The following is a 16,696-nucleotide window of genomic DNA, read 5'->3' on the forward strand; positions in this document are numbered from 1 at the left end:
ATCCTCCGCCCTTGGTTTATTCCAGCTGCTGCAGCTCACCCTGTTTGCTTACCCGCCAGCGGTGCTCACAAAAGAACAGCAGCGGATTGTCCTGCTTACTGTCGCTGTAACCACTGTACAGCTTCAGCGGCGCACCGAGCCGCTGCTCCAGCTGCACCACTTTCTGCTCCCCCAGGCAACGCAGGGTCAAGACCCAACCGCCGCAGCGGCGCGTGATGCGGCTGCCGATCAACCGCACCCGCGGCAGAAACGCCGAATCGCGATACACCTGCTCCACCAGCCGTTCCGGCGAGCCGGTAATCAGCCACACTTCGGCATCGTGCTCCTCCAGATACTGCCGCAGCCGCATTTGCACCACCGGAAACGCGGTGACCTTCTGGCGAAAGGCCTCGATAAACTGCCGCTCCAGCGCCTTCAGCGTCGCTTCGGAACGCCCGAAAGTGATCGCCCACAGCAGCAGGCTCATCGGCCAGCGCGCAGCGCGCCCCAGCAGCAACAGCGCCAGACCGATCGGCAGCAGCAGCGGCACCACCAGCAGCAGGTTCAGCGGTAGGCGGCGTAGCAGGAAGCGCAAGAAACTGCCGAACATATCCTCCTGATGCAGGGTGCCGTCCAGATCGAAAAACACCACGCGGCGCCCTTCTGCGGCCGGTTGTTGCTGCTTGTCGCTCAAACGCTACTCCTCGGGATCGTCGAACCCCATCATCCAGGTGAAGAGAAAACCAGCGATAATCGTAATCAGCATCCCCGCCAGATACAACATCACCTTACCTGAGACGATGGTCAACGCCAAAGGCAGCCCCGAAATGCCGAAGGTGATGACCGTCGCCACCTTCCAGTAGCTGATCAGCGCGCCGCCGACCGCGCCGCCGAGGCAGGCGCCGATAAACGGCCGGCCCAGCGGCAGCGTCACCCCAAAGATCAGCGGCTCGCCGATGCCGAGAATGCCGACCGGCAACGCCCCTTTGATCACCTTCTTCAGCCGCGCGTTACGGGTTTTCAACAGCACCGCCAGCGCCGCCCCCACCTGGCCAACGCCGGCCATCGCCAGGATCGGCAGCAGCGGGTTGGAACCGTGCGCCTGCACCAGCTCGACATGGATCGGCACCAGCCCCTGATGCAGGCCGGAGAGCACCAGCGGCAGGAACAGCCCCGAGAGCAACGCTCCCACCAGCAGCCCGCCCTTGTCGATCGCCAGATTGGCGCCGTGGGCGATGGCGTCGGAGATAATGCCGCCGATCGGCTGCAGAATCAGGATCGCCAACGAGGCGGTGACCAGCGTGGTCAGCAATGGGTTAAGGATCAGTTCGACCGACTCCGGCAACAGCGTGCGCAGGCGCTTCTCTACCCAGCACATCAACGCCACCACCAACAATACGGCGATCACCCCGCCGCGCCCCGGCTGCAGCGCCTCGCCAAACAAGGTGATCTGCGCCAGCGCCGGACTGGAAAGAATGCCGGCCATCACGCCGCCCATCGCCTGCGAGCCGCCAAACACCCGCGCAGCGTTAACCCCGACCAGAATGTTCATGATGGCGAACACCGCGCTGCCGAAGATAGCCAGCAGCCCCAGCACGTTCGGATAGTCCACCGCCAGCTGGCCGGCGATGTCGGGCCGTTTCAGCAGGTTGATGATGCCGGTGATCAGCCCCGAGGCGATAAACGCCGGGATCAGCGGAATAAAAACATCGGCCAGCTTTTTCAGCGCACCGCTCATCGGCGCCGCGTACTTTTGCTTGGCCTGCGCTTTTGTACGAGCGGCATCGCCGACGGCGGCAACGGGCTGCGCATCACCGCTCAACAGCCCGCGCATGGCGTCCACCACCTTGGCGGCGGCGCCCGGGCCGACGATAAACTGATGCTGTTCACCCTGCTTGATATAGCCCTTCACGCCCGGCAGCTGCCTGAGGGTGGCCAGATCCAGGCGCTGCTCATCGCTGACCTCGACGCGCACCCGCGTCATGCAGTTTTCCAGTTTGAGGATATTACCCTCGCCCCCCACGCCCGCCAGGATCTGTGTCGCCAATGCCGTTGTCTTGTCCATCGCCGCCCCCACCGTGAATTAACGCGCCAACGCCGCGCGCAGATAACCGTCGTGCTGCTGCAGCCGCTGCTGCGCCTCTTCAGCGCTGACACCGGCCAGAATCATCAGGATCGCCGGTTTGACCTCAAAGCCGGTCTGCGTCAGCGCCGCCTCCGCCTGAGCGCGTCCGGCGCCGGTGGCTTCCACCACGATGCGGCAAGCGCGATCCACCAGTTTGACGTTGGTGGCCTTCACGTCCACCATCAGGTTCTGATAGACCTTACCCAGCTTGACCATCGCGCCGGTCGACAGCATGTTGAGCACCAGTTTCTGCGCGGTGCCGGATTTCAGGCGAGTCGAGCCGGTCAGGGCCTCCGGCCCCACCACCGGCGAGATCGCCACCTGCGCTTCATGCGCGATAGGCGAGTCCGGGTTGCAGGAGATGGCCGCCGTCGGGCAGCCCAGCCCGCGGGCATAGCGCAGTGCGCCGATCACATAAGGCGTGCGCCCGGAGGCCGCCAGCCCCACCACCATATCGACGGCGGTCAGATTCAGCGCTCTGAGATCGGTTTCCCCCAGGGCTTCATCGTCTTCCGCCCCTTCCACCGCTTTGAGCAGCGCGCCCGGTCCGCCGGCGATCAGCCCCACCACCACACCGTGCGGCACGCCGAAAGTCGGCGGGCATTCGGAAGCATCCAGCACGCCCAGCCGGCCGCTGGTGCCGGCGCCCAAATAAATCAGCCGTCCGCCAGCCTTTAGCGCCGCCGCCGCCAGGTCAACCGCCTGCGCGATCGCCGGCAGCACCTTTTCGATCGCTTCCGGCACCTTGCGATCCTCCTGGTTAAAACAGCGGACCATGTCCAGCGTCGACATCTCATCCAGCCCCATGGTGGCCGGGTTGCGGGTTTCCGATACCAGTGCGCCTAAATTCATCTGTTCACCTTTGAATTTTTAATTCACAAAATTAAATCAATATTTGAATATTTTATTCAACAAAGCGAGCGCTATTTGCTATTTTAACGGTGAGCTCACAAAAATTTTCACCGCGCGTTTTCGCCCTCTGCATGGCAAAATGGCCGCTGGTTTCCAGGGAAAGAACAATGAGTACCCTTCTGCGCATTCGCCAGATGTATCCGACACTGGCGCAAAACGACCGCAAGCTGGCGGACTTTCTGCTGAATAACGCCGAGCAGGCGCGCCATCTCAGCTCGCAAAAGCTGGCCCAGCTGGCCGGCATCAGCCAATCGAGCGTGGTGAAGTTCGCCCAAAAGCTGGGCTATAAAGGCTTTCCGGCGCTGAAGCTGGCGCTGAGCGAAACGCTGGCCCAACCACAGGCCGAACCGGTGGTGACCGTTCACAACCACATCCTCAGCAGCGATACGCTGAAAATCGTCGGTGAAAAGCTGCTGGCGGAAAAGCAGGCGGCGCTGCGCGCGACGCTCGACATCAACAGCGAAGAGCGGCTGCATCAGGCATTGGACATGCTGCGCCAGGCGCGCCGGGTGATGCTAATCGGCATCGGCGCTTCCGGGCTGGTAGCCAAGGATTTTTCCTTCAAGCTGCTGAAAATCGGCGTAATGGCGGTAGCCGAAGCGGATATGCACGTCCAGCTAGCGGCGGTGCAGGCGCTGGATAAACGCGATCTGCTGGTGGCGATCTCATTCAGCGGCGAACGGCGTGAAATCAATCTGGCGGCGGAAGAGGCGCGCCAGGCCGGCGCCAGGGTGCTGGCGCTGACAAGCTTCTCACCCAATGGCCTGCAGCAGCGAGCCGATCACTGCCTGTATACCATCGCCGAAGAGCCCCATACCCGCAGCGCGGCCATCTCTTCCAGCACCGCCCAGTTCGCTCTGACCGATCTGCTGTTTATGGCGCTGATCCAGCACGATCTTGATCATGCGCGTGACCGTATCAGGCACAGCGAACAATTAATGAAAAAATTGGTTTGAGGCGTATAATGGCGGCCGATAAAAAGCCGCCAGTTCAATTATTTCCCTTCTCTGCATTCGAAAAATAATGTGCGGGCGGTTATTTAATCAATTATCGAACGATAGTTGAGCTTGCATGGACAGCATTATTTGGCGATATCATTATGAATACACACTCAGTAATTTTAGATAAGTTACGGCATTCCGTCGCTCATCCTCTTCTTCGTGCCAGTTTGTTTTATATCGTTACGGCATTGATATTAATCAAAGCCATGGGATACAGCGGTGGAAAAGGCATTGATATTCTTTTTATTGCACTTATTTTACTATTATTATCTATTCATTCGATTACTCGATACGGCCTGATTATTCCGTTTATTCTGCTGTGTGCGCTGTATGCGCCGGTCGGGGCTATTTACGGCACCCCTTCCGCTACCGTGATGTCAGCCCTGTTGCAAACCAACCTGATAGAAGCGACGGAGTTCTTGCAGACCCTGCCTGCCCGTTGTTATCTGCTGCCTGCCGCCATTCTGGTTATGCTGGCCATTCTCGGCCTATTTATTTGGCGGCAAGCCATTTCAAAACAAACAATACTTCCCTTGCTAGCCCTGCTGGCGATTATCATTATCGCCAGAGCCTTCAATGGCGGCGTGGCGAACCTTAAACTGCCTGACTTCTTTTTATCCATTTACTCGGCTTACCATCAATACCAACAGCAGGTTGATGAATTAAGTGCCGGTGCTTCAGCGCCGAATACCTGGTCAGTAACCGCAGGCGCGGCAACGGACGAAAACTATGTCATTATCGTCGGCGAAAGTATGCGCAGGGATCATATGTCCTTATTTGATTATCCGGTATCCACTACGCCGTTTCTGGATAATGCCAAAGGACGGTTTTACAGCAATTATATTTCCACCGCGCCAAATACCTTCGAATCGCTCCCTCGCACGCTGGCTTTAAGCAACGGCCACAACATTGCCATCGGAGATAATATCATCACCCTGGCAAAAGCCGCCGGCCTCAACACCCATTGGCTGTCCAATCAGGGCATGTTCGGACAATTCGATACGCCGGTGTCAAAAATCGCGATGTTCAGCGATAGCCATTATTTCCTGAAGAAAGGCGACTACCAATCGCGCAACACCAATGATGATGCGCTGCTGTCGATATTTGACCAATTATTGCGGCGCCAGGGGCAAGGCAACCTGTATGTGCTGCATCTGATGGGCTCACACGCCGACTTTTGCGAGCGGCTTAATGATGAACCACCAAGCATCGAGTCGCCGAATCAGGAACTGGCCTGCTACCTCTCCACCTATCGCAAGACCGACCGTTTCATCGAACAGGTTTATCAAAGTCTGAAACAGAACGGTGCGCCGTTTAAACTGTTCTATTTCTCCGATCACGGCCTTTCCCATAAGGATATCGGCGGCGGGCGTTCTTTGCGCCACAGCGGCGATACCCGGCAGAATTACCAGGTGCCGTTACTGGTGCTGACCGATCGTGATCGGCAACATCAGGTTATTGATGCCCCCTTGAGCGCTTTCGATTTTATCGGGCTGTTTGTTCAAGAAGCGGGAATACGAATCGCCTATCCGGAAGTGATGCCCACCATGCATATGGTGGATGCAGGCAAGCGCTGGGTGTTTGACGGGCAGAGAATGGTTGATTTCGATCAGTTGGCTGACGACCCGCCTGAGTTACCCTAAGCGGTAAGATGACGAAAAAACGCCCGTTGTGCGGTGATTCTATGATAGATTGCGCGCCAGCCCGAGCACACCGATGGAAAAATAACTGAAGATGGCACTGCTGATTACCAAGAAATGCATCAACTGCGACATGTGCGAGCCGGAATGCCCGAACCAGGCGATTTCGATGGGTGATGACATCTACCAGATCGATACCGATCGCTGCACCGAGTGCGTTGGCCATTACGATACGCCGACCTGCCAGCAGGTCTGCCCGATCGACAACACCATCATTACCGATCCGCTGCATCGCGAGACCAACGAGCAGCTGTGGGACAAATTCGTGGTGTTGCACCACGCCGATCGCCTTTAGCCCGCCGCAGAACTGACAAGGGCGCCACAGGGCGCCCTTTCTCTTTTCAGCTTTCGACGATCACCGTCGCGCAGGCATAGCGCCGTTCGTCGGCCAGCGAAACGTGGATCGCGGCGACCCCCATCTCCCCCGCCAGCTCGGCGGCGCGGCCGTGCAAACGAATATTCGGCTTGCCCAACGCATCGTTGAACACTTCGAACTGGTTGAACGCCAGGCCGTTGCGGATGCCGGTGCCGAACGCCTTGGCAGCGGCCTCTTTCACGGCGAAACGCTTGGCCAAAAAGCGGATCGGCTGCTGGTGCTGCTGATACAGCGCCCACTCGGCATCGCTCAGCACCCGGCGCGCCAGACGGTCGCCGCTGCGCTCCACTACCGCTTCGATACGCGCCATCTCAACGATGTCGGTACCCAGCCCGAGCACCGCCATTACCGGCGCGCTTCCCGCATCAGCACTTTCATATCGGCAACCGCGGCCGGCAGCCCGCACATGACCGCCTGGCCGATAATCGCATGGCCGATATTCAGCTCGTGCATTTCCGGCAGCGCGGCGATCGGCTGCACGTTGTGGTAAGTCAGACCGTGGCCGGCATTGACCTTCAGTCCCTTCTCGGCCGCGTAGGCGGCAGCCACCGCGATGCGGTGCAGCTCGGCCTGTACCGCCAGCTCGCCCTGCGCTTCGGCGTAGGCGCCGGTGTGAATTTCGATATAAGGAGCGCCCACCGCCACCGCCGCGTCAATCTGGCGATGAGCGGGATCGATGAACAGCGAAACCAGAATGCCCGCCTGCGCCAGGCGCTCGACCGCCACGCTCATTTTGTCCAGCTGGCCAGCGACGTCCAGGCCGCCTTCGGTGGTCACTTCTTCGCGTTTTTCCGGCACCAGGCAGCAGAAATGCGGCTTCAGCTCAACGGCGATGTCCAGCATCTCGTCGGTCACCGCCATCTCCAGATTCATGCGCGTCTGGATGGTCTGGCGCAACAGGCGCACGTCGCGGTCAGTGATGTGACGGCGGTCTTCGCGCAGATGCACGGTAATGCCGTCGGCCCCCGCCTGTTCGGCAATAAATGCCGCCTGAACCGGATCCGGGTATTGGGTTCCGCGCGCGTTACGTAACGTGGCGATGTGATCGATATTGACGCCCAGCAGCAAATCAGCCATGACAACCTCTAAATACGATTTTCAGTGCCAGCAGTGTACACGCGGGCGCAGGACGGCAAAAGGGGAAAAGGTCAGGCGTCGTCGACCGGCGTATTCGGCTGTTTGCGCACGAACTGGCGGAACAGTTCGCGGCTCTTCAACGGCTTGCCGCCGAGGTAGGGTTTCAGCGCCATGCGGGTGAAACGCTTGGCGGCGCGCAGCGTGTCGGCATCGGGAAACTGACGCTCCGCCAGCGCACGCAGTTCGCGGCCGGTGAAGCTGTAATGATCCACCACCAGGCTGGCGATAAAGCCTTTCTCTTCGCGGTAACGGTAGGTCATGGCGTCATCCACCGGCAGGCCGCTGCCGGCGCAGTGCAGAAAATCGAGGCCGTAGCCGAGGTGATGCAACAAGGCCAGCTCGAACTGGCGCAGCGCCTGCTCCGGCGAACTGTCTTCCGCCGCCAGCGCCTGCAGGCATTGCAGATAGTCGAAGAACAGCACCGAGTAGTTGGCTTCCTGCTCCAGCACCCGCGCCAGCAGTTCGTTCACATACAGGCCGCTGTAGAGCATCATGCCGCTGAGGGGTAAACCGAGAGAGACCGCTTCGGCGTTGCGCAGCGTTTTCACTTCGCCGCGGCCGCCCCAGCGCACTAACAGAGGGGTAAAGGGCTGCAGACAGCCCTTCAGATTGGAGCGGCGGCTGCGCGCGCCTTTCGCCAGCAAGCGCACCCGCCCATGACCTTCGGTAAACAGATCCAGCATCAGACTGGTTTCACTGTACGGCCGCCCATGCAGGACGAAAGCGCGCTCCCAGCCGTCCACGGATCGTTACTTCAGATCGTCAACGTAGCCCAGGCTGCGCAGCGCACGTTCGTCGTCCGCCCAACCGGATTTCACTTTCACCCACAGCTCCAGATGCACTTTGGCGTCGAACATCTGTTCCATGTCCTGGCGCGCTTCGATACCGATGGTTTTGATCTTGGCGCCCTTGTTGCCGATGACCATTTTCTTCTGGCCTTCGCGCTCGACCAGGATCAGGCCGTGCACATCGTAACCACCGCGATCGTTGGCCACAAACTGTTCGATTTCCACCGTCACCGAATACGGTAGCTCTTCACCCAGGAAACGCATCAGCTTCTCGCGGATGATCTCAGACGCCATAAAGCGCTGGGAGCGATCGGTGATGTAATCTTCCGGGAAGTGGTGTTCCGCTTCCGGCAGCAGTTTGCGCACGATACCGGCGATGGTGTCGACGTTCATCCCTTTCTCGGCGGAGATAGGCACCACGTCGAGGAAATTCATCTGCTGGCTGAGGAACGCGATGTGCGGCAACAGCTTGGATTTGTCGGTGACGTTATCAACCTTGTTGATCGCCAGCAATACCGGGCAGCGCAGGCTGCGCAGCTTGTTGACCACCATTTCGTCGTCGGCGGTCCAGTTGGTGCCTTCGACCACGAAGATCACCAGTTCGACGTCGCCGATCGAGCTGCTGGCCGCGCGGTTCATCAAACGGTTGATGGCGCGTTTTTCTTCGATGTGCAGCCCAGGGGTATCGACGTAGATCGCCTGATAGGCGCCATCGGTGTCGATGCCCATGATGCGGTGACGGGTCGTCTGCGGCTTACGCGACGTAATGGAAACCTTCTGCCCCAGCAGTTGGTTCAGCAACGTCGATTTGCCCACGTTCGGGCGGCCGACGATGGCGATGAAACCGCAGTGTTGTTTTACTTCGCTCATTCAAGCTCCAGCTTTTTCAGCGCTTGTTCCGCTGCCGCCTGCTCGGCTTTACGGCGGCTCGAGCCGGTGCCCACTACGGGCTCGCTCAAACCACTCACCTGGCAGTGGATGGTAAACTCTTGGTCGTGCGCTTCACCGCGAACCTGCACCACCAAATAAGAAGGCAACGGCAGATGACGCCCCTGCAAAAACTCCTGCAAACGGGTTTTCGGGTCTTTCTGCTTATCACCGGGGCTGATTTCGTCCAATCGGCTGCGATACCAGTCCAAAATCAGTCGTTCAACGGTCTGAATGTCGCTGTCCAGGAACACGCCGCCGATCAATGCCTCCACCGTATCCGCCAGGATTGACTCGCGGCGGAACCCACCACTTTTCAATTCGCCCGGCCCAAGCCGCAGACATTCACCCAGGTCAAACTCGCGCGCCATCTCCGCCAGCGTGTTGCCGCGCACCAGCGTGGCGCGCATGCGGCTCATATCGCCCTCGTCTACGCGAGGAAAGCGGTGATAGAGCGCATTGGCGATGACAAAGCTCAGAATCGAGTCACCCAGAAACTCAAGACGTTCATTGTGTTTACTGCTGGCGCTGCGGTGAGTCAAAGCCTGCAGTAAAAGCTCCTGCTGTTGAAAAGTGTAGCCCAGCTTCCGCTGCAGCCTGTTTATTACGATGGGATTCATGAGTTACCAATAGATCAAGAATGCGTCAAAAACTTGCAGCATACGGAACAGGCCTGCTTCGCTGAAAGCCGATCCAAAGCTGTTTCGTTTGCAGTGGCTCCCAGCAGAGAACCAACTTTTTATCGCTCGAGAAAGTATTCTACAACGAGTGGAAACATAATGCTGTGTTTATATCCCCTTAATCTTTCACGCCGCAGTAGGCTGCGGCGTGAAATTTACGGAAAATAAGTCAGCGATTAATGAATGCCGCCAATCCGGCTGAAACGCACGCCGGTCGGCCACTCACCTTCCTGCTTTTCAAAGCTCATCCAGATGGCCGTGGCTTTGCCCACCAGATTCTTCTCCGGCACAAAGCCCCAGTAACGGCTGTCCGCGCTGTTGTCGCGGTTGTCGCCCATCATGAAGTAATGCCCGGCAGGCACCACCCACTCCGCCAGCGGTTTACCCGGCTGTTGATAGTAAGCGCCCACCCGATCCTGTGCATCCGGCACAGTCAGGATACGGTGCGTCACGTTGCCCAGGCTCTCCTGACGCTCACGCAGGCGAATGCCGCCCGGCGGCACGTCGTCGTTCAGCGGGATCTGGTAGAAACCGTTGCTGGCCTCGCCCATGCCGCTGCGGCTGAACAACTGCACGAAGTCGCTCGGCTGCGCGTCGGCGTAGGTCACCGCCAGCGCGGTGTCGCAGGACTGCCCGCTGTTGCATGACGGCTGCACCGTGACGCGCTTATTTATCGGATCGTAAGTAATACGATCGCCCGGCAGGCCGATCACGCGCTTGATATAATCCAGTTTTGGATCCAGCGGATATTTAAATACCGCGATATCGCCGCGCTTCGGATGACCGGTTTCAATTAGCGTGGTCTGGGTAATCGGATCTTTAATGCCGTAAGCATATTTCTCCACCAGAATGAAATCGCCAATCAACAGCGTCGGCATCATTGAGCCGGACGGGATCTGGAACGGTTCGTAAATAAACGAACGCACCACAAACACCAGCAGCAGCACCGGGAAGACCGAAGCGCCGGTCTCTACCCAACCTGGCTGCTTCGCCACTTTCGCCAGCGTTTTATCGTCTACGGCGCCCGCAGTCTGTTCGTTGACCGCCGCGATCTTCGCGCGGCGGGCCGGCGCCCATTTAAAGCGCTCGAAGCACCAGATGATCCCGGTGACCAGGGTGGCCAACGCCAGGATCAGGGCAAACATATTCGCCATGCAAACTCCCTCGTTTCGCGAACTCGTCGCGGTTACTTGCCGTCTTTGCCCACGTGCAGAATGGCCAGGAACGCTTCCTGCGGCAGCTCGACGTTGCCGACCTGCTTCATGCGCTTCTTACCGTCTTTCTGTTTCTGCAGCAGCTTTTTCTTACGGCTGACGTCGCCGCCGTAGCACTTCGCCAACACGTTTTTACGCAATTGCTTCACGGTGGAGCGCGCGATGATGTGCGTGCCGATCGCCGCCTGAATCGCGATATCGAACTGCTGACGCGGGATCAGATCTTTCATCTTCTCCACCAGTTCACGGCCGCGATACTGCGAGTTGTCGCGGTGGGTGATCAGCGCCAGCGCATCCACGCGCTCGTTGTTGATCAGCACGTCCACGCGCACCATGTCGGAAGCCTGGAAGCGCTTGAAGTTGTAATCCAGCGACGCATAACCGCGCGACGTGGACTTCAGGCGGTCGAAGAAGTCGAGCACCACTTCCGCCATCGGGATTTCATAGGTCAGCGCCACCTGGTTGCCGTGGTAGACCATGTTGGTCTGTACGCCGCGCTTTTCTACGCACAGGGTGATGACGTTGCCCAGGTATTCCTGCGGCATCAGCATGTGACATTCGGCGATCGGCTCGCGCAGTTCCTGGATGTTGTTCAACGGCGGCAGCTTGGACGGGCTGTCGACGTAGATCACTTCCTTGCCGGTGGTTTCCACTTCGTAGACTACCGTCGGCGCGGTGGTGATCAGATCCAGATCGTATTCACGCTCCAGACGTTCCTGAATGATCTCCATGTGCAACAGACCGAGGAAGCCACAGCGGAAGCCGAAGCCCAACGCGGTGGAGCTTTCCGGTTCGTAGAACAGGGAGGCGTCGTTGAGGCTGAGCTTGCCCAGCGCATCGCGGAAGGATTCATAGTCGTCGGAGCTGATTGGGAACAGACCGGCGTACACCTGCGGCTTCACTTTCTTGAAGCCCGGCAGCGCTTTATCCGCCGGCTGACGCGCCTGCGTCAGGGTATCGCCCACCGGCGCACCGAGGATGTCTTTGATCGCACAGACCAGCCAACCCACTTCGCCACAGTTCAGCACGTCGCGATCGACCTGCTTCGGCGTGAAGATGCCCAGGCGATCGGCGTTGTACACCTGGCCGGTGCTCATGACCTTGATCTTGTCGCCCTTGCGCAGCGTACCGTTCTTGACGCGCACCAGAGACACGACGCCCAGGTAGTTATCGAACCAGGAGTCGATGATCAACGCCTGCAGCGGCGCATCCGGATCGCCCTGCGGCGCAGGAATGTCGCGCACCAGACGCTCCAGCACGTCGGGCACGCCGACGCCGGTTTTGGCCGAGCAGCGCACCGCATCGGTGGCGTCGATGCCGACGATGTCTTCAATTTCCTGCGCGGCGCGATCCGGATCGGCGGCCGGCAGGTCGATTTTGTTCAGCACCGGCACCACTTCCAGATCCATTTCGATCGCGGTGTAGCAGTTGGCCAGCGTCTGGGCTTCTACGCCCTGACCGGCGTCAACCACCAGCAGCGCGCCTTCGCAGGCCGCCAGCGAGCGGGAAACTTCATAGGAGAAGTCGACGTGGCCAGGGGTGTCGATAAAGTTGAGCTGATAGGTCTGCCCATCCAGCGCTTTATAATCCAGCGTAACGCTCTGCGCTTTGATGGTGATGCCGCGCTCGCGCTCCAGATCCATGGAATCGAGCACCTGCGCAGCCATTTCACGGTCGGACAAGCCGCCGCAGATTTGGATAATGCGGTCAGACAGCGTCGACTTACCGTGGTCAATATGGGCAATAATGGAGAAATTTCGTATATGCTTCATTATAAAAGTTTTTCTGCCTTGGTATTTCTGAATTACTCGCCTATAGAAACCCGCATGGACCTAAAGCGACAGTGAATGGGTTAGGCCGTCTTGCACCTGAATCGCTGCATTCTACATGCCACACCACTGAAAACCTAGCGATCGGTGCAGTGAAGGCACTCTATTATGCGCGGCTTAATGTTACAGGGCGCTCCAGGTTGTGAAAACAGATGTTAACACGAGCGATGCCACCCGAACCCAAGGCTGGCACCGCCTCCGCAGCAGCCAAACCCCGGTGTTAATACATAACCGGCCGCAACGCAATAAACCCTCTCCGAAATTATAAAAAAAGAATATTTGGATCAACCTCTTAGAATTCAATTTCGCCCCTCTGCGTTTAGGAAAAACCCCATATACGCCACTGCCTTCCCTCGGATAGAAAGGGCGTGAACTCCGCGACAAAACATTATTCCGGGCACTACATCGGCAGCCCACCGGGGTTCACCAGCATATCTGCGTACGTTGATTGGAAGGTGCATCATGATCGATAAAGGGCAAATGCTGAGCCGGCACGATTTTTCGAAGGTCAACTGGGGCATTCTGGCGGCGGCGGCGTTGCTGTTTAGCGTGGGGGCGGCGCTGTTGGTGCTGCCGCTGCTGAGCAGCATTGATGAGAGCGAAGCCATCACGCTGTTGCAGGCCGGCACGGGTACGATTTTACTCGGCTGTACGCTGCTGGCGCTGCGGCATTATCTGCGTCCGGCGCTAACCTACCGTCTGTATGAACACGGCGTGCGGGTCTTTGACGGCCATCATCACAAAGAGCGTTTCATCCCGTTTGAGAAAATCGGCGACATCTATCGCTTTCGCGGCGGTAAGGCTTTCGGCGGGTGGCTCGACGTCACGGCGTTTCGCACTGGCGCGGATCAGCCCTGGTGTACGGTCTTCAGCAATGTCGCCCATTCGTGGCGGCTGGCGGACGTGATCGTCGATCAGCAGTTGCAGCAGCGCGGGCCGCTGGCGTTGAATGCGCTTTATCAGGGGGAGACGGTGTCGTTTCACACCGTTGAGGGCGACGCGCGCTGGTTGTGGCAGCTGCTGCTCGGCAAGCGGCAAGGCACACCGGCGAATACGCTGCGGCTGAGCGCCACTCTGCTGACGACTGAACGGGGCAATGTGCCGATCGAACAGATCCGCGCGCTGGAAAACCATCCGCAGCGCGGCATCCGTTTACTCGACGGCCAGGGAAATGTGCTGTTCGCTATTAACTATGATTCGTTGCTCAGCGCCGATCTGTTCATCGCGCTGCTGGAACATATGATCCACAACCGCATCCCCGCCTATCACACCCCGGCGATGACGCGGCCGTCGGTTTAAATCAGCGGGGAGTTTTCCGCCTGCATGCGCATCGCGGTAGGCGGCAATCCAATCTGCAGCACCACCGGCTGATAATCGGCCTGCTCGCCCAGGCGCCGGGCCAACCGGCGCGCCAGCATAAAGGCCGCCCCGCCGCCCAACACGGCGCCGATCGCCGCCGAGGCGTCGCTGCCGAAGCCATATTGCAGCAGCGTACCGCCCAGCATCATACCCAGCAGCGGCGTCAGGTAAACCAGCATGGCGGAGCGCAGCAGGCTGCCTTCCGCAATACCGACCTCGACGCGCTGCCCCGGCTCGAGCGGCTGATCGATACGCACCTGCAGCTGATGCTCGGTTTCCGGCACCAGCTCGTTCAACGCGCGCGCGCCGCAGCCGGAGCGCGCAGTGCAGCTGCCGCAGCCGGCTTTGGGTTCACAGCGCAGCAGCGCTACGCCCTGTTGCCACGAAACCACCGTGGCCCACTCTTTCATCATTACGGCGATACCTTGAAAGAAATGCTGTCGGCGATGCGCTTGGCCGTCGCCGGCGGCAATTCGCCCACAATAGTGATTTCGTTGCCCGCGCGCACTTCGGTCTGAATGGTGCGGCGCCCCTGACGGTAGTACTGCTGCCCGGCTCCGCTGCCCGCCGGGCTGACGTTGACCGAGAAGCTGAACAGGCCGTCGCTGTAGAGCCGGGATTCAACCGGCACAGCGACGTTCGGCAATTTACGGCGATTGCGCGCCACCTCGTCCACCCCGGCCGGCAACCATCCGGTGCTCCAGCTCAGCTGGACCTTTTCCACCGCCGGCAGCGACAACAGCGGCGGCAAATTGGCTTTGAGCAGCCCCTGCATTGCGCCCTGCACGTCGGCGCCGACCGCGAAGGAGATCACCCGATATTGCTCCAGCGTTTCGCCGTCGCGATCGAGCAAATCCACCCGCAGCGGCAGCTTGGTGTCCTCGTCCATCCAGACGATGTAGCTGTAGCGGGAGCCGTCGCGCGCCACTACGCGCAGCACTTCACACGGCCGATCGGCGATGCGGGTGCTACCCACGGAAATGAAGTCGTAGTACTTGGCCAGGCGATCGAAATCGGCATAGACAATGGCCGGCAGCGCATCGACGATGTGATCGCCGGTGAGCGTGAACGGCTCAAGGCCGGGTTCGAAGTAGCTGATCCCGCCGCCGCGCTGCAGCACTTCGCGGCGTGGGCCGTCCATATGCAGCAGTTGGCCGAGCGGCACGTTGCCGATCACCGCATGGCGATAGCGCAACGACTCGATTCCCTGCTTGCTGATGCTGATGTAGGCGAGCTCGTAATTGAGAGAACGGCTGGCGCTGCTCATCTGTTGCAATAACGCCCCGGACGCAGTCGGCTGCGCCGGGGCGATGCTTGAATAGAGCAGGCTGCCCGTCAATAAACAAACGGAGAACCAGATTTGCTTCATTACTGCTGTTGCATTCCTAAAGACTGAGTTCCGGGAACCTGAATGGCAGCCTGTTGCGGGTTGCTTTGCTCAAGCTGCAGCTGATCCGAATGCAGGCGACGTTGCAGTTCATAGTCCTGCAGCATGGCGTTGATACGCTTGCGCTGTTCCTGCACCTGCTGCTGTTGGCCGCTGCCGGTGGAGAAACTGTCGGCCGGGACGCCCAGGCTGACCGGTGAGGCTTGGCCCATGATCGGCAGTGTAGTGAAGGCCGGCGATTCGGACGCGTTCGATGACGCAGCGGGCTGGTTGTAGTGCTGCACGCCGACGATCACCGCCAGCGACACGCAGGCCGCCATGCCGATTTGCGTAATCTGGCTGGCCCAAGGACGCACTTTGTGCCAGAACGGCATTTTCTGCCAGGTGTGCGGCTGCGGCTGAGATTCCTGAACGGCGGAAGGCACCAGCCGGGCAGGTTCTTTCTCAAGTGCAGCGGCGACGCGATCGGCGATATCGAAATGCATCACTTGTCCGATATCACCCCGCAGCGTGTCACGTATCAGGTGATAGCTCTGCCAGCTTTGTTGAAGCGTTCGATCTTGTGACAGAGAACTCAACAGCTCGCTGTCGAACGATTCACCATCCATCAGAGCGGAAAGCTTTTCTTTCTGCATGCCTAAGTACCCTTCCTGTGCCCGCCATTGCTAACGCTGGATCAGCGGTTGAACTTTATTATCGATAGCTTCCCGGGCGCGGAAAATACGCGAACGTACGGTTCCGACCGGGCAATCCATGATGGCAGCTATCTCTTCGTAGCTTAGACCATCCAACTCCCGCAGGGTAATCGCCATGCGAAGATCCTCTGGGAGCGACTCAATGGTACGGAAAACTATCTGTCTCAGCTCTTCTGACAACATTAAGTTCTCAGGGTTCGAAATTTCTTTCAGTGCGCCCGCACTTTCGTAATTTTCCGCATCGTTGGCGTCCACATCACTGGATGGCGGACGGCGCCCCTGAGCAACCAGATAATTCTTTGCCGTGTTCACGGCGATTCGATACAACCAGGTATAAAAAGCGCTGTCGCCACGGAACGATTCCAGTGCGCGATAGGCCTTGATAAACGACTCCTGCACCACATCGGGCACATCGCCCTGCGGCACATAGCGGGAAACGAGACTCGCCACCTTATGCTGATAGCGCACTACCAGTAGGTTAAACGATTTCTGGTCGCCCTTTTGGACCCGCTCAACCAGAACTTGATCCGTTAACTGCTCGCTCATCCGAGGTAAACTCTCCCCAAATCCGTCTCCACGCGTAAAAT

At 58.9% G+C, this 16,696-nt stretch carries 18 protein-coding genes; 4 read left to right on the forward strand and 14 right to left on the reverse strand.

Going from position 1 to position 16,696, the window contains the following annotated elements:
- Nucleotides 1–16: 16 nt before the first annotated feature.
- The 3 genes from yfhb to murQ are packed head-to-tail and all read right to left on the reverse strand — an operon-like array spanning nucleotide 17 to nucleotide 2,956.
- The gene (gene yfhb, locus ATE40_RS15425) at nucleotides 17–673 is read right to left on the reverse strand and encodes a phosphatidylglycerophosphatase C (protein WP_019452324.1); all 657 of its coding nucleotides are present in this window, start codon (nucleotides 671–673) and stop codon (nucleotides 17–19) included.
- 3 nt (nucleotides 674–676) lie between these two features.
- Nucleotides 677–2,044, reverse strand: a complete 1,368-nt coding sequence (locus ATE40_RS15430) for a PTS transporter subunit EIIC (RefSeq protein ID WP_063919903.1) — start codon at nucleotides 2,042–2,044, stop codon at nucleotides 677–679.
- Nucleotides 2,045–2,062: 18 nt separating this feature from the next.
- Nucleotides 2,063–2,956, reverse strand: a complete 894-nt coding sequence (gene murQ, locus ATE40_RS15435) for an N-acetylmuramic acid 6-phosphate etherase (protein ID WP_063919904.1) — start codon at nucleotides 2,954–2,956, stop codon at nucleotides 2,063–2,065.
- Nucleotides 2,957–3,123: 167 nt separating this feature from the next.
- On the opposite strand from murQ, the gene ATE40_RS15440 reads away from it, so the two are divergent.
- The 3 genes from ATE40_RS15440 (at nucleotide 3,124) to ATE40_RS15450 (ending at nucleotide 6,012) form a co-directional block, all read left to right on the forward strand.
- Nucleotides 3,124–3,972 (forward strand): MurR/RpiR family transcriptional regulator, encoded by an 849-nt coding sequence (locus ATE40_RS15440; RefSeq protein WP_063919905.1) that lies wholly within the window; start codon nucleotides 3,124–3,126, stop codon nucleotides 3,970–3,972.
- Nucleotides 3,973–4,115: 143 nt separating this feature from the next.
- The gene (locus tag ATE40_RS24290) at nucleotides 4,116–5,660 is read left to right on the forward strand and encodes a phosphoethanolamine transferase (protein ID WP_218186328.1); all 1,545 of its coding nucleotides are present in this window, start codon (nucleotides 4,116–4,118) and stop codon (nucleotides 5,658–5,660) included.
- Nucleotides 5,661–5,751: 91 nt separating this feature from the next.
- A complete protein-coding gene (locus ATE40_RS15450) occupies nucleotides 5,752–6,012 on the forward strand; it encodes a YfhL family 4Fe-4S dicluster ferredoxin (protein WP_063919906.1) in 261 nt (86 codons plus the stop codon).
- Nucleotides 6,013–6,058: 46 nt separating this feature from the next.
- On the opposite strand, the gene acpS is transcribed toward ATE40_RS15450, so the two are convergent.
- From acpS to lepA, 7 genes are all read right to left on the reverse strand, one after another.
- A complete protein-coding gene (gene acpS, locus ATE40_RS15455) occupies nucleotides 6,059–6,439 on the reverse strand; it encodes a holo-ACP synthase (RefSeq protein WP_019452319.1) in 381 nt (126 codons plus the stop codon).
- The gene (gene pdxJ / locus ATE40_RS15460; RefSeq protein WP_063919907.1) at nucleotides 6,439–7,170 is read right to left on the reverse strand and encodes a pyridoxine 5'-phosphate synthase; all 732 of its coding nucleotides are present in this window, start codon (nucleotides 7,168–7,170) and stop codon (nucleotides 6,439–6,441) included. The genes acpS and pdxJ overlap by 1 nt, the downstream gene beginning before the upstream one ends.
- Before the next feature lie 71 nt (nucleotides 7,171–7,241).
- Nucleotides 7,242–7,973 carry a DNA repair protein RecO gene (recO, locus tag ATE40_RS15465; RefSeq protein WP_019452317.1) on the reverse strand — a complete coding sequence of 244 codons (732 nt, stop codon included), beginning with the start codon at nucleotides 7,971–7,973 and terminating at the stop codon, nucleotides 7,242–7,244.
- Between the two features lie 6 nt (nucleotides 7,974–7,979).
- Nucleotides 7,980–8,888, reverse strand: coding sequence for a GTPase Era (gene era, locus ATE40_RS15470; protein ID WP_004929162.1), 909 nt, complete (start codon nucleotides 8,886–8,888; stop codon nucleotides 7,980–7,982).
- Nucleotides 8,885–9,565, reverse strand: a complete 681-nt coding sequence (rnc, locus tag ATE40_RS15475) for a ribonuclease III (RefSeq protein ID WP_004929158.1) — start codon at nucleotides 9,563–9,565, stop codon at nucleotides 8,885–8,887. The genes era and rnc overlap by 4 nt, the downstream gene beginning before the upstream one ends.
- A 236-nt stretch (nucleotides 9,566–9,801) precedes the next feature.
- Nucleotides 9,802–10,779: a signal peptidase I gene (lepB, locus tag ATE40_RS15480; protein ID WP_063919908.1), complete on the reverse strand. Its 978-nt coding sequence runs from the start codon at nucleotides 10,777–10,779 to the stop codon at nucleotides 9,802–9,804.
- 32 nt (nucleotides 10,780–10,811) lie between these two features.
- Nucleotides 10,812–12,611, reverse strand: a complete 1,800-nt coding sequence (gene lepA, locus ATE40_RS15485) for a translation elongation factor 4 (RefSeq protein ID WP_019452315.1) — start codon at nucleotides 12,609–12,611, stop codon at nucleotides 10,812–10,814.
- A 519-nt stretch (nucleotides 12,612–13,130) separates the two neighbouring features.
- On the opposite strand from lepA, the gene ATE40_RS15490 reads away from it, so the two are divergent.
- Nucleotides 13,131–13,967 carry a hypothetical protein gene (locus ATE40_RS15490; RefSeq protein WP_063919909.1) on the forward strand — a complete coding sequence of 279 codons (837 nt, stop codon included), beginning with the start codon at nucleotides 13,131–13,133 and terminating at the stop codon, nucleotides 13,965–13,967.
- Here ATE40_RS15490 and rseC read toward each other — a convergent pair.
- Genes rseC through rpoE form a run of 4 tightly spaced genes read right to left on the reverse strand, consistent with a single transcriptional unit; the run spans nucleotide 13,964 to nucleotide 16,655 of the window.
- Nucleotides 13,964–14,440 carry a SoxR-reducing system protein RseC gene (rseC, locus tag ATE40_RS15495; protein WP_063919910.1) on the reverse strand — a complete coding sequence of 159 codons (477 nt, stop codon included), beginning with the start codon at nucleotides 14,438–14,440 and terminating at the stop codon, nucleotides 13,964–13,966. The genes ATE40_RS15490 and rseC overlap by 4 nt on opposite strands.
- On the reverse strand, nucleotides 14,440–15,396 hold the full coding sequence (gene rseB / locus ATE40_RS15500; protein ID WP_019452312.1) for a sigma-E factor regulatory protein RseB: 957 nt from the start codon (nucleotides 15,394–15,396) through the stop codon (nucleotides 14,440–14,442). The genes rseC and rseB overlap by 1 nt, the downstream gene beginning before the upstream one ends.
- Nucleotides 15,396–16,049 (reverse strand): anti-sigma-E factor RseA, encoded by a 654-nt coding sequence (gene rseA / locus ATE40_RS15505; protein WP_019452311.1) that lies wholly within the window; start codon nucleotides 16,047–16,049, stop codon nucleotides 15,396–15,398. Before rseA ends, rseB begins: the two co-directional genes overlap by 1 nt.
- Nucleotides 16,050–16,079: 30 nt before the next feature.
- Nucleotides 16,080–16,655: an RNA polymerase sigma factor RpoE gene (rpoE, locus tag ATE40_RS15510; RefSeq protein ID WP_004929136.1), complete on the reverse strand. Its 576-nt coding sequence runs from the start codon at nucleotides 16,653–16,655 to the stop codon at nucleotides 16,080–16,082.
- Nucleotides 16,656–16,696 lie beyond the last annotated feature (41 nt).

This window comes from Serratia surfactantfaciens, assembly GCF_001642805.2.
GTDB lineage: Bacteria > Pseudomonadota > Gammaproteobacteria > Enterobacterales > Enterobacteriaceae > Serratia > Serratia surfactantfaciens.

What these genes read in the sequence shown, in the direction of transcription:
- ATE40_RS15430 (WP_063919903.1), bottom strand. Translation starts at nt 2,044, where the DNA reads ATGGACAAGACAACGGCATTGGCGACACAGATCCTGGCGGGCGTGGGG.
- murQ (WP_063919904.1), bottom strand. Translation starts at nt 2,956, where the DNA reads ATGAATTTAGGCGCACTGGTATCGGAAACCCGCAACCCGGCCACCATG.
- ATE40_RS15440 (WP_063919905.1), top strand. Translation starts at nt 3,124, where the DNA reads ATGAGTACCCTTCTGCGCATTCGCCAGATGTATCCGACACTGGCGCAA.
- ATE40_RS24290 (WP_218186328.1), top strand. Translation starts at nt 4,116, where the DNA reads ATGAATACACACTCAGTAATTTTAGATAAGTTACGGCATTCCGTCGCT.
- ATE40_RS15450 (WP_063919906.1), top strand. Translation starts at nt 5,752, where the DNA reads ATGGCACTGCTGATTACCAAGAAATGCATCAACTGCGACATGTGCGAG.
- acpS (WP_019452319.1), bottom strand. Translation starts at nt 6,439, where the DNA reads ATGGCGGTGCTCGGGCTGGGTACCGACATCGTTGAGATGGCGCGTATC.
- pdxJ (WP_063919907.1), bottom strand. Translation starts at nt 7,170, where the DNA reads ATGGCTGATTTGCTGCTGGGCGTCAATATCGATCACATCGCCACGTTA.
- era (WP_004929162.1), bottom strand. Translation starts at nt 8,888, where the DNA reads ATGAGCGAAGTAAAACAACACTGCGGTTTCATCGCCATCGTCGGCCGC.
- rnc (WP_004929158.1), bottom strand. Translation starts at nt 9,565, where the DNA reads ATGAATCCCATCGTAATAAACAGGCTGCAGCGGAAGCTGGGCTACACT.
- lepB (WP_063919908.1), bottom strand. Translation starts at nt 10,779, where the DNA reads ATGGCGAATATGTTTGCCCTGATCCTGGCGTTGGCCACCCTGGTCACC.
- lepA (WP_019452315.1), bottom strand. Translation starts at nt 12,611, where the DNA reads ATGAAGCATATACGAAATTTCTCCATTATTGCCCATATTGACCACGGT.
- ATE40_RS15490 (WP_063919909.1), top strand. Translation starts at nt 13,131, where the DNA reads ATGATCGATAAAGGGCAAATGCTGAGCCGGCACGATTTTTCGAAGGTC.
- rseC (WP_063919910.1), bottom strand. Translation starts at nt 14,440, where the DNA reads ATGATGAAAGAGTGGGCCACGGTGGTTTCGTGGCAACAGGGCGTAGCG.
- rseB (WP_019452312.1), bottom strand. Translation starts at nt 15,396, where the DNA reads ATGAAGCAAATCTGGTTCTCCGTTTGTTTATTGACGGGCAGCCTGCTC.
- rseA (WP_019452311.1), bottom strand. Translation starts at nt 16,049, where the DNA reads ATGCAGAAAGAAAAGCTTTCCGCTCTGATGGATGGTGAATCGTTCGAC.
- rpoE (WP_004929136.1), bottom strand. Translation starts at nt 16,655, where the DNA reads ATGAGCGAGCAGTTAACGGATCAAGTTCTGGTTGAGCGGGTCCAAAAG.